The 12,068-nt window shown below is 53.4% G+C and carries 8 protein-coding genes; all 8 read right to left on the minus strand.

The window, feature by feature from the left end; translation table 11 throughout:
• Positions 1–8: 8 nt before the first annotated feature.
• Positions 9–758 carry an ABC transporter permease gene (locus EZJ44_RS01445; protein WP_131279397.1) on the minus strand — a complete coding sequence of 250 codons (750 nt, stop codon included), beginning with the start codon at positions 756–758 and terminating at the stop codon, positions 9–11.
• A gap of 309 nt (positions 759–1,067) precedes the next feature.
• Complete coding sequence (locus tag EZJ44_RS01450) at positions 1,068–4,166, minus strand: choice-of-anchor M domain-containing protein (RefSeq protein ID WP_131279399.1); 3,099 nt, start codon at positions 4,164–4,166, stop codon at positions 1,068–1,070.
• On the minus strand, positions 4,163–5,041 hold the full coding sequence (locus EZJ44_RS01455; protein ID WP_131279401.1) for an anchored repeat-type ABC transporter permease subunit: 879 nt from the start codon (positions 5,039–5,041) through the stop codon (positions 4,163–4,165). The genes EZJ44_RS01450 and EZJ44_RS01455 overlap by 4 nt, the downstream gene beginning before the upstream one ends.
• Positions 5,038–5,775 (minus strand): anchored repeat-type ABC transporter ATP-binding subunit, encoded by a 738-nt coding sequence (locus EZJ44_RS01460; protein ID WP_131279403.1) that lies wholly within the window; start codon positions 5,773–5,775, stop codon positions 5,038–5,040. The genes EZJ44_RS01455 and EZJ44_RS01460 overlap by 4 nt, the downstream gene beginning before the upstream one ends.
• Positions 5,772–6,845: a choice-of-anchor M domain-containing protein gene (locus tag EZJ44_RS01465; protein ID WP_131279405.1), complete on the minus strand. Its 1,074-nt coding sequence runs from the start codon at positions 6,843–6,845 to the stop codon at positions 5,772–5,774. The genes EZJ44_RS01460 and EZJ44_RS01465 overlap by 4 nt, the downstream gene beginning before the upstream one ends.
• Entirely contained in the window at positions 6,842–8,401 is a 1,560-nt protein-coding gene (locus EZJ44_RS01470; RefSeq protein ID WP_241658544.1) for an anchored repeat ABC transporter, substrate-binding protein, read from the minus strand. Before EZJ44_RS01470 ends, EZJ44_RS01465 begins: the two co-directional genes overlap by 4 nt.
• Complete coding sequence (locus tag EZJ44_RS01475; protein WP_206661827.1) at positions 8,398–10,230, minus strand: choice-of-anchor M domain-containing protein; 1,833 nt, start codon at positions 10,228–10,230, stop codon at positions 8,398–8,400. The genes EZJ44_RS01470 and EZJ44_RS01475 overlap by 4 nt, the downstream gene beginning before the upstream one ends.
• A gap of 199 nt (positions 10,231–10,429) precedes the next feature.
• Positions 10,430–11,902, minus strand: a complete 1,473-nt coding sequence (locus tag EZJ44_RS01480) for an MFS transporter (protein WP_131279407.1) — start codon at positions 11,900–11,902, stop codon at positions 10,430–10,432.
• Between the last annotated feature and the right edge of the window lie 166 nt (positions 11,903–12,068).

Genomic DNA, 12,068 nt, shown 5'->3' on the forward strand with positions numbered 1-12,068 from the left:
TACCGCTGTTATTTCGCCGTTTCGGCATCAGCAACTATGACGGTTGCACGAGAAAGAATTTGGGTGGCCACAACCCCAACGATAGTTTGTGCGAGCATGATGCCCACAAGCACGACTACTTGAAAACGTGCTGCTTGGATCGGCGAAGCACCTCCAACTAACGCACCAACGAAGGCACCCGGCAGAGTAACAAGGCCAGTGTTCTTCGTTTGGTCGAGGTTTGGGATGAGCATTTCACGAATCGACGTGCGTGCTACCTCTGCAAAGGCTTGTTTCGGCTGAGCGCCCAAAGCGAACCAGCCCTCAATCTCGCCGCGTTGAGCACGCGAAGTACGCAGAAAATTGCGGCCAGCTAGGGTTGCCGCGCTCATTGAGTTCCCGATAATAATGCCGCCAACGGCGATGAGATTCGACACCGTAAATTCCATCATTCGGCAGGCAAAAACAATGGTCACGCACACGCTCGCAGCACAGAGAATAGAAACACATGCCGCTTTCGTCCCAAAAGGGAGTCCTGCCAGACGTTTCGATGCCGTGTAGATCGCGACTGTTGCCATAAGAAGAAGGAACACCGAAGCGGTTACGGGTTTTTTGAAAATTCCCTGCATCACTACAGCAATCGCAGCCAACTGCACGATTGCCCGCACTGCGGCCCAAACGGGTGCAAATCCTGCTTTCACACCAGAATTGAGCTGCAATAATAGAATCAGCCCAAGCATGAGTGCCAGACCAATTCCCGTAGTAATAAATTCGTTCATATCCCTACATTCAGTAGATGGCGGTGAGTGTTCACCTGCGTGATGTGGCGCGCGAACTTCCAAGCTACGGAGCACCGGATTTACACAATTTCCGAGCTGCGACGCACTGTATCCACTTTATTGCGTGGACACGAGCAACTCTAGTCTAGGTTATCTACCGAATGCGGGTGTAACTAAGGCGATTTTGGGGTTATCGCGCCGCCGGTAACGGCGTCGATAACCCCAAAATCGCCCCAGCTAAGGAGTACTTATTCAGTTATTGTTATGCACTTGATATGTGCGACACATCAAGTGCATAACAAGTAATGTTCACTTACGAATCGCAAAAACGTACGATCCTGCACCAATCATTGCCAACACACCAGTTCCGAGAAGTCCCCACTGCCAGAATGGCGTACCGCCACTACCCAAGGCTTTCGAGCCATTTGCTGGGTTCGTCAGTGAAGAAACGTGCTCGTCCGGAGCGTCAAGTGCCTGCACAGCATTCTCAGTGCCAGCAATGGCATTCGGATCAGCCTGAGCAGCATTCGGATCTGCCGGAGTTGGAGTTTGCATCAAAGCATTGGCCACTTGTCCGGCGTCACCGGATGAAGCTGCACCCACAGACGCCGCCGCTCCGCGACGCGCAGCCCGACCAGCACTACCAGTCTCTGCTCGCGAACTTGGCGTTACCGCAGAAGTCGTATCAGCAGGTGCACTACTTACCGGCACAGCCGCAGTAGCTGGTTGTGGTGCTGGCACACCTGATCCAGGCGCAGTATCGCGCCATACTGGGATGGCTTCGCCCTTGTTGAGGTGGGATACTACCTCGTTAACAGGTAGCGGCTGGCGGCCCGCTGGCCCTGGCTGAGCTGTGCTAGCTGGATCAGTCGGAGCTCCGGCATTTTCAAGATGTTCCTTGCCCGCAGTAACGGAAGTATCTCCCACCAAGAAACGCGCGGTGAGCACCTTCTCGACCTTCGATCCGTCAACTAGCTGCATGGTGTACACAAAATCCATGGTGTACGTGCCAGGTGCGGTGAAATAGAACGCCTGGTGATCGTGATTCGGCTTCGCATAGGTTACCGTGGCATCAGGAGTCTCGGTGTCGAGCAGCTTCGTAAAGGTACCAATGCCAGAATGACCCGTGATCATTCGACCTGGTCCGCGCACATTACGCAACGAAACCTTCACGCCTTCTTTGCCAACGCCGTCGTACTTGACGCTCAGCGTAGAAAATCCTACCCAAGGCAATCCATCTTCCTGAGCTTCAGGAAGCATCCATACACCCTGCGGAGCTGCCTTTTTCAATTCCGCATATTCTGGATTGTTCGGAATCACCTTCCACGCAGAATCAGGCACGGCGTAGGCAAAATTCCCTGATTGGTGCATCAATGGCTTGGAAGGTACGGCGGTGTCGTGCACAAATACTCGTGCGTCTTTACCGTCGTAGCTCAGCATTTGATCCATGTGTCCCTTGGTGATGAGCGCGCCAAGCACACCTGGCAACGAGGCATTCAACTGCGTGCGAGCCTCGGCCAGCGAAATTTTCGCTGGTGCAACCGGTGTAGTTGGTGTAGTGGTGGTGCCACCATTGTCACCTGTACCAGACGGCGGTGTAGGCGTCGTATTAATAACGCTTCCAGGTAGAAGCTGCGGCTGCGGCACACTGTTAGGATCGTCCGCGAGAGCCACAGCTTTCTCGTAGGCCATCTTCCGCATCACATTGATCGTGTCATTTCCAACAACGAAGTACACAGTGCGCGAATCGTAGGAGGAATTACCCTTTGCGTCTTTGGCTGTCACATCGTATTCGATCATGTACAGACCTGGCCGAGTAAACAGGTGCGATTCATCCAGCACTGCTCCCTCGTCGAGAATATCTCGAGGGGTTTCACTAGCGGTATCAAGCCGGATCTTGAGAATGTTATTGCTCATATTGCCACTGAGGTAGCGCGCTTCTTTTGGCATCTGCTTGTAGAAAACGCTGTACACAATTGGTTGGGAAACTTGGTCTTTGGTGATCGCCGAAAAATCGAAACCAAGTGAAGCATTTTTGTCGGTGTTTTTCTCCGGAAGATGCCACACGTTTCCGTTCAACGACGACTTATACAAGTCTCCTGCCTCTTGCGTTACCTTTTGACGCAAAGTATCTGGAACCTCAATTGCGAACGCTTTATCTTTATTCACATCTTGTTCTTTTCCGGGCACCGTAGCATCAACAAGTTTCATGTTGAGATAGTTGTTCTCGCTTGTTCCTGGCGCTGGATATGACCCTCTCAGCACATACTTGCCAGCAGAAACAACAGTATTCGGAATAAATTTTGGACTATACGTAACGCCTACGATCTGATCACGGATCGCCTTCTCGTAATCAGCTTGGTTTCCGTTGGACGACGGCGGTGGAGTCGTTCCACCGGTCGTTCCGCCGTTTGTACCACCCGTGGTATCACCTGGAGTCGTCGTGTCACCACCTGGCGCAGGTACCTTGCCAGCCAAAATATCTTCCGCCGAGAACTTGATCGGGTTCGAGCCCGTCGTGGTTCCCTTCGGAAGTTCCACGTCGTCATCGGTACCTACCAGCCACGTAATAGCGGAAGGCTGCGACACAATAGTTTGCTTCGCCAGATTCTGGTAGCTCGCTTCAAAGCCTAGCTGATACACACCCGCTTGGGAGAAGGTCCAGCTCCAGTGACCGTGACTTCCCACATTCAACTTCACTGGTGGCAGTGCAGGATCAGAGGAAAGTCCGCGGCGTGGAGGCTCAAATCCAACTGTACGCCAGACTTCAACCTTTCCTGGACCCGTAACCTTTGAAAGGCGGAGTTTTACTTCGTCGAGAAGAACGTCGGCTGGAAGCTTCACCTCGTGATGAGAATCAAAAGCTCCAAGTCCCGCCCAAACTGGACGCCAACCATCAATTTCTTGCTGTGGAGCATGCCAAAGAATTGTTTTCGGCGCCCCTAAAAACGAGTATCCAGCTGTATCAGGCACGATCATACGGGAAATCTCTTGCCCGTCTGAGCTGCGCGCATCTGGCGCAAGACGCACACAGACAGTGGAAGGATCTTTCACCACTTGCTGCCCGTCAACAACGGTTACGGTGAAGACGCCGTTTACGCGCGTCACATAACCAGCGTCAACATGCGCGTGGTGGAGAAGCTTCTTTCCAGCACAAATGTGCGGAACTTTGTTTTCGGCATCCGGTTTTGCACCCGGTAGCGCTGCTTTGCTACCAAACGGAACCTTGAGATCGGCCGGAACCATATCGCCATAACCAGGATCACCAGGCTTATGCTCAGTATCTGCTGTGCCCGCAGATCCAGAATCGGCTGCAAAAGCAGTCGAAGAACCAGAAACTCCTGGTAGAGCGCTGAGCAACAATCCGCAAGCGAGGATTGGCGCAGCAATCACTTTTTTAATTTTCACGGGGCGACCTTTCTAAGTCGTACCAATTTTGATAAAAATCCAGCAGCAATACCTCTGCGTGGAGCGAAGATCCATATGAGCACAAACAACGCTGATGAGCAGAGCACAATGGCGGCACCTGTTGGCAAATTCCACTGCCACGAGGCCCAAACGCCAATAAATGCAGCGATAGAACCGAGCACCGGGCCAATCACCATCATGGTCACAACGCGATCTGTGAGCATACGCGCGCTCGCCGCCGGAGCGATGAGCAGCGCAAGAATTAAAATATTGCCGATTGACTGCACAGATATAACTACTGTGGCAGCAATAGCAAGGTAAAGAACGAGATCCACGAGCATCGATTTGATACCGAGTGCACGGGCGTGATCGCGGTCAATGCTTACCAGTACGATGTACGGGTGAAGCAACGCTAAAATGGCCAGAATAAAGAATCCTGAAGCTGCTACCACGATTAAGTCTGTATTGGTTACGCCTGAGAGCGAACCAAAGAGGAACGACTCCAACGATCCCGTATAGCCTGGTATCCGCGACATAATCACCAAACCGAGCGCAAATGCTGCTGCAAAGAATATTCCGATGATGGAATCCTCACGCAACCTGCGGTTTTGGGAGAATGTGGTGATGAGAATGGCTACAACAAGACCCGCCACCGCGCCACCAAGCAAGATTGATCCTTGCAAAGCGAAGGCGATAGCGACGCCGGGAAACACGGCATGCGAGAGCGCGTCGCCAACGAACGAAAGCCCACGTAATACCACGTGTACACCCACAACTCCGCACACCACCGAGCTCATAATTGCAATCAAGAGCGCCCGCGGCAGGAAAGCCAACACTGGGTTCGTCAAATCATTTAAGAAATCAATCAGGCTCATCGCACTCCCATTCCTAGTGAACGCAATAATGCAGAATCGGCGCGCACCTGATACGTCTCCATCCATAAATCAGGAATGAGCAGATCTTGCGGTTTGCCAATTGCCCGAACTGTCCGATTAATCATGGCAAGGCGATCACAAATATCCACCGCTTGACTCAAATCATGAGTAGACATCACAATCGACACTCCGCTACGAGCCAGCTCAACGAAAAGATCGGAGAGCGCATCTTGATTGGGATGATCCAAACCAGAAAACGGCTCATCGAGAAGTAGCATGATCGGATTGGTAGCCAGAGCTCGTGCAATGAGCACGCGTTGTTTTTGCCCGCCTGAGAGCTCAGCAATTGTGCGCGCACGCAGCTCATACAATCCAACTTTGCGCAGTGCAGCGTAAACGCCAGCCCAGTGCTCTTTGCGTGGTCGCCTAAACATCCCAAGTTCAGCAAGATACGACGTCATAACCATGCCTTCGATGGAAATTGGGTACGTCCAGTCAATATCTTGACGTTGCGGTACGTATCCAATTTTCGCCGCGGATTCCTCGCTGTGGATTTTTCCCGAATCAAGCGGAATCAATCCCATAATTGAACGCATTAATGTGGTTTTACCAGCACCATTAGGGCCAATCAGCCCCAAAAGTTCTCCCGGATATACATCGAGATTAATGTCGCGGAGCACATGGCGTCCGCCTAGGCTCACATTGAGCCCGTCGATGTGTACTACTGGTTTCACTGAGTATCACCAGGAGTTTCTACCTCAGGCGCGCGATGCTTCGCCGGTTCCGAGTCCGACGCCGATGCTGCCTGTTCTGAGGTCACCCCCGACACCGGTTTCGAGTCCGGCGCTGACGCTGAGGCCGTCGTCGATACCGCCGCAGCAGCCTCGGCCTGGCGTTTCTTGGTAGCGCGGCGTCCCAAGAAGATTCCAAGAACCACCGCTACGGCAACCGCAAGCAATCCTAAACCGATAAGGAGCGGCAACGACGTGGACTTATCCACCGTGCTTGGTTCATCTACCTTCGCAGGTGCAGCAGGTTCGGTTTCCTTGTCCCACTTGGCACCTAGCGCTTGCTGCGCATTTGCTGCATCTCCCACGGCAAAGCGTAGAGTTTGTGTGTTTTCTACCGTGGTACCGTCTTTGAGCTGGGCTTGCGCTGTGATTCGCACGAGGTGAGTTCCTGGCTCAGTAAACACCCAGTTAGCGTGGGTGTGCGTATTGAGTTCAACGTGAATCGGCTGCGATTCTTCCGAGTCACCTTTCCACAGTTGTTGAGGGCCAGCAAAGTTTCCTGCCTGCAAAAACACATTGAAATGCCCTGGTCCTTGATGCCCACCAAAAATCAGCGAAACTCCGCCATTAACTTTCGATACCACATTAGGGTCTTGGGTATTCCATCCGAGCCAAACAACATTTGCGATTTCCTGCTGTGGAACTACCCAGACTTCCTTGTCCGCCCGGATAAACGAGTATTCTTTTCCGGCGGGAACAGCGATCTTGCCCTTGTCACGAACACGGAAGACGACGTCGTCGATATGCCTCCAGGTAGCAGGCTTGGACACGTCGTCGCGCGCCATCAAAGTCCAGGTACCATCAATGAACTTTGGCCCCATATCAACGTGACCAGCGGAAATCTCTACGGGTGTTCCACGTGGTGCCACTTTCTCATTGGCGTCCACAACTTGGGTGAGTGCTGGATCAGCAGGTACCGGCTTGGGAGAATCCTCCGCCACGGCAGCTGTAGGAACAGTAAATAGTGCTGCGCACACGAGCGCCACCGGCGCCAATACTCGCGATAATCTCATTTTTGTTCATCTTTCTTTGAGTGCCATGCACGATCCCAGGCCGGAAGCGACTCCGGATCCAGACAGGATTTAAGGGATTTTGCATTAAATTCCATAAGACCAATGTACGAATCGACACCTTCGACGAAGGTATCCGATTGCACTTCGCACAGCTGAACTTTCGCCTGATGAGCAAGATTGATGAGTTCAGCTGCATGTGTTCGATTTGCCGGCTCAATAAATACCGCGCGAGCTTTGGTATCGCGCAGAGTACGAGTGAGGTTGGCAAGAGTTTGCACCGACGGCTCCAAGCTGGGGTTCGGCGCAATAAATCCTGCAACGTCGAGACCATAAGCCTTGGCGAGGTAGCCGAAGCTGTCATGCGCAGTCACGAGTTTGCGCTGTGGTTTAGGGATTGATCCCAGCACCGACCGCATCCACTCATCGAGGTTACGCAGGTTGTCTATGTATTGCGCAGCTGCTTTCTGGTATTCACCAGCGTGCTGCGGATCAACTGAGGAGAGTTGATCGCGAATGACTTCCACATAGGCGATCGCGTTCTTAACGTCGTGCCATAAGTGCGGATCGATTTCGCCGTGCACGTGTCTGCCGAGCACTGCCTGGGCGAGTACCCAGGCTTCGTTTCCAGGAGCACCCAAGAATTTCCATTCGTTGGAGGGCACAGTCGTGGCGACGGCGTGTGGTACAGCTACCACCACATTCTTTGAGTCGTAGGTGGCTGCCGATCCGGTTTCGCCCGTGCCGTCAAGAGTTATTCCGCCAGCTAGATGAGCCGTAATATCCACATGTCCAGAATCGAGGATCGTCGGTGCCACGCCGTGCGGGTCTTGACCAACCATGAAGGTAATGGTGGTGGTGCCCAGTGCTTTGCTTGTACCGTCGTGGATTAGCTCGGCTTTTATAGTTAATTCATATTTGCCGGGCTTTGAGAAACCCCACGACATGTGTGTATGCGCATTCGTTGGGAGGGAAACGACATCTTTCTCGTCAATGCCGTCATAGCTCGCCATCCACGGGGTAGGGTTGCCAAAGGTACCTGTCGTAAATGCCGAAAGTTCCCCTGGGCCCGAGACTTTCACAGCGCTCATACGCACTTGATCCGTGCTCGAGCCTTGTCCGTCTACTCGAAATCCGAGCCAGATTGTTGCGAGCGAAGCATCTTCAACGAGCCGAATGTGCCGCGCCCCGTATGGTACAGCTGCCTGCCCCAACGCAACGTGGGGAGCGCCGTCGGGCAGATTCGCATCGATCGTTTTGATCAGCGAGGCTTCTTCGAACATGAGCTGATTCGAAAATGCGATCCGTGCATGGGTCACGTCGCGCAAGGTAGCGAGCGAAGGCTCATATGTATGCGGATCTGCACCCATTGGAACGAGACTCACTACATTCGCTTTTGGCGCAACATTGCGCACCAAATCGGCGATGATGGGAGTGCTCGCTACAACAGTGAGTGTATTTTCCGTACGTTGGGTAGGCGTGGCAGCAGCGGAGGAACACGCACCTACCGCTGCTACCAGACCGAGCGCCGCGAGGCGCTTCCAGTTCTTCTGCGTCACTTCGCGTCCGTTCGCGATGAAGACGATGAAGGCGGCGTCGCTGGTGCCGACGACGTGTGTGCCAACGTTGCACCCACAGCATTTCTACGACGGCGGTAAATCACCAGCGCGACACCGGCGAAGAGCACAATAGCGCAGGTTATTGCCGTTGTTACTAATGTTGAACCTGTTTTCGAGAGATTGCCTGGCATTGCCGAAGCAGCAACGTTTTTGCCCTCAGCGAGAAGAGCTGCAATTTGCTCTGGCGAGAGCTGGCAGTCTGCACCGGAGGCAGTTTTTCCAACATATTCAATGCGGTAGTACTGGCCACCCTCTTGTACAACGCCGCTAGGCATCTCGCTTGAGCTGGACGAACCACCGAACCAGTAGCGCCCTACAATCTTGCCGAAATTGCCCGATTCGAATACAGCAAGCGAACCCGGACCTGAAACGGAGTTGAGCGTCCAGGTGACGTTCCCGGAGGTGTTTTGGAGTAAAGATGGGTGCATCGTATTGGCTCCCACCCATGGTACACCGTTTACCTGTGAAGATGATATGAGCCAAATTGGGCTACCCGCAGCGGCAACGAATTCGATTCCGGCAGGTGCATTAGTTTTGGCCGCATTCGATACGCCAAATACCAGGGAACTCGGCGAAACCCAGTTTGCGGGTTGAGTGCGGTCATCCTTCACACTCATGGCGATAGAGCCACCATTGGCGGTGGTGCCCACATCAAAGTGTCCGGAGTTCGCATTTCCAGAGCCCCCCACGTTGAATGTGAGAGTGCCCGAGGTAGTGAGTGATTGGCCTGATTTTGAGGTGGTGGACTGGGTAATTGACACTTTGTAGGTACCAGGAGCAGTGAATACCCAGTTAGGGTGAACGTGAGTATTCGCTGGAATGGTGTAGCTTCCGCCCGTGCGGGTACCCCCTGCACCTGGGGCATCAATTGGAGTCTTGACCTCGGTTGGGATGCACTGTTCGGCTTGTGGCGCGGCAGCTGCGGGCGCGTTGCTGGGCGCGGCACTAGCTGGTGCAGCTGAAAGGCTGCTCGGAGTAGCAGTGCTCGTTGGTTGAGTAGGTGGCACAAAATTGCCGGCTTTCGCATCAGCAATGGCTTTGTCGCCAACCACCCAGTGATAGGTAGCAGGAGCTGCGATAACAACTGCACCGTCTTGGTAGGTGACGTGCGCGCGCACGGTGAGATCGTAGGCTCCCGGCTGTGTGAATAGCCAGTTCACATGCTGGTGAGTGGGGGTTTGATGGGTGAGCTTCACGCCGTCGGAAATTTGGAAAGCCCCTCCCGAAAGCACCGACTCAATCGCACCAAATGATCCCTGTTGCCACATATAGACGCTACCTGGCCCTTTAGCCGAGACGAACTCGAATTCAATTTTCGCCGGATCAATCTGTGCCACTTTGAGACTGTCGAAGCCCGGCCAAAGCATGCGTTGGTCTTCAACTTGAGGGAGTGTATATCCAGCTACTGCGATTTGTGGGATCTGCTTCGTCTGCTCGCTGTATGACGCATCAACTACCCCGAAAATCACTTCGGCTGGATTGTGGTAGGTGGGCGTTCCTGGAGTCGTGATGTCTTCTTTCGACACCATCGACAACGTTCCCCCGTTGGGAACTACAGTGATGGCATCTGTGTGTCCGGTTGTGAAAACTGTGTATTGCGTGGCTGCATGGGCAGGGAGCGTTGAAAGCGATGAGAAAATAAGTGCAAGTGCGGCACATACGACGGCGACGACGTTACTGTTGCGTCCAAAACTGACATGGCTGTTACTGCCGAAATCGACACACGTTGCTGTGGCGCGTGACGCGCGATGAGGAGCGAGATTTGACATGAGTTACCCTATTCTAGATTGAGAGCTATTCCTAATAGTATTTAGAAGTAGTTAGAAAGTGAAACTCTTTATCGCCGTTGAGGTAAATTACACAATTCAACTATCGCAATAGTGATGAACAACAGGGAGGGCGTGTGCTCGTGCGACAATTGTTGCGCACGAGCACACGCCCTCCCCACCAAACAGGCAGAACCTAGCTTCACTGCCGCGAATCAGGCATCGTACCGGAGTCGGCCGAAACAGAACCAGCAGCGTGAGGTGCCATATCGGCGTCGGCAAAGCCTTCCGACTCATCCACTTCAGCAGCGGTGACCGTGAGCAGATCGTTGGCACCGGCGTCCTCCAACTTGCCCTTCTTTTCGAGACGCTTGTTGATGATCGCGAGCGCAATTGCACAGGCTGCACCAATCAAAGCCACCGTGATGGTGATGAGAAGAACCTTCTGGTAACCCACGTAAGGGTTGTCCTTGTTGGCCTCCACGATACCGGCGGTCATTGGGTGTGCCCAGAACACCGAGGCATAAGCGAGGAAGGAGCCAACTGACATCGCCGAACCGCTAATATGCTCTGGCAGGTGCAACTCGGCGATAGGAGCCAAGATAACGGCCTTGCCCATGAATACGCCCACTGCCATCACCATGAGCAGTACCATTGCGAGCCACATGAGGTTCGAACCAGCCGGGAGCAAGTACACGCAGAACGCACCAGCTGTGGTGATCGAGAGCGCGAAGCCGAGCATCACCGTGGAGGACTTAAACACATAGTCAGCGATGAAACCAGACACAAGACCAGCAAAAACGCCCACAAGACCAGTATTGAAAATACCGAACATGCCAGCTACCGAATCCGAAGCATGGAAAACCAACTTGATATACGGCGCCGACAAGTAAATGAGGTTCACGTAGGTCCAGTAAATGCACATAGCAGCCAAACCTGCGAGCCATACGCGCGGCTTGAGCAGCACATTCACCAATCCGGCAAGCGCTGCTGCGTTCTTGCCAGCCTTCTTGTCGCCAATTTGCACACTCTCGGCAACCGCGTTCTTCGGCACAAAACGGAGCAGCGCAAAGATGATTGGAATGAGAAGAAGCGCGTAACCAACGGCGAAAATCTTGAGCACGCCGGCTGCCTGATCTGGGAAAAGACCAATAGCACCGATCACGATCAGGTTCATCACAACTTCGAGTCCACGGCGAACCGTTTCGAGCAGACCCATTGCAAGACCGCGGCCCTTAGTATCCTCATCTTTGGCCACAAAAACAACACCGTTAACCACCGCGGGCCAGCCAATTGCATCCCAAATACCCCAGCTTGCAGCTATAACCACCATCACATTGAACGGCAAATTCGGAATCAAGAACAAGATCAAAAAGGTAGCGAGTCGCCAGCCTGCGAATGCGATCAGGATGGAACGGATCGTGAAACGGTTATTTACCCAGCCTGCAGGCACGTAGAAGAACATTGCAATGCCAATCCAGCCCATGAGGATACCGAATTGGTCCATTCCGATTCCCAGCGACTGCGTGAGCGGGAGCATCAACGCGCCTTTGAATGCCTCAAAGGACACATAAACTAATTGACCGGTGAGAACCACCGTGAGAAATGCTCCGATTTTTCCGCGCTTGAGGAAGTGCGGAATACGCGACGTCGAAGCAGCGATTGTTTCATTCATGTTGCGTTACTTTCAGTTATAGGCGCAACGCGGCCAGGAGCCGCATTGCCATGACAGCTCCCGTGCAGGCAGGCAAATCGTCACCCACAGATGCACAAGGTGGCCCCGCAAGCATCGCGACATCCCCGCCGGTAAATCGGTTGCCCGCTGTACCGACGGCGTCTCG

It is taken from the genome of Arcanobacterium bovis (genome assembly GCF_004331995.1).
In the GTDB taxonomy this organism is placed as follows: domain Bacteria; phylum Actinomycetota; class Actinomycetes; order Actinomycetales; family Actinomycetaceae; genus Arcanobacterium_A; species Arcanobacterium_A bovis.

Coding starts and splice junctions, on each gene's coding strand:
- EZJ44_RS01445 (WP_131279397.1), bottom strand. CDS start 758: ATGAACGAATTTATTACTACGGGAATTGGTCTGGCACTCATGCTTGGG.
- EZJ44_RS01455 (WP_131279401.1), bottom strand. CDS start 5,041: ATGAGCCTGATTGATTTCTTAAATGATTTGACGAACCCAGTGTTGGCT.
- EZJ44_RS01465 (WP_131279405.1), bottom strand. CDS start 6,845: ATGAGATTATCGCGAGTATTGGCGCCGGTGGCGCTCGTGTGCGCAGCA.
- EZJ44_RS01480 (WP_131279407.1), bottom strand. CDS start 11,902: ATGAATGAAACAATCGCTGCTTCGACGTCGCGTATTCCGCACTTCCTC.
- EZJ44_RS01475 (WP_206661827.1), bottom strand. CDS start 10,230: ATGTCAAATCTCGCTCCTCATCGCGCGTCACGCGCCACAGCAACGTGT.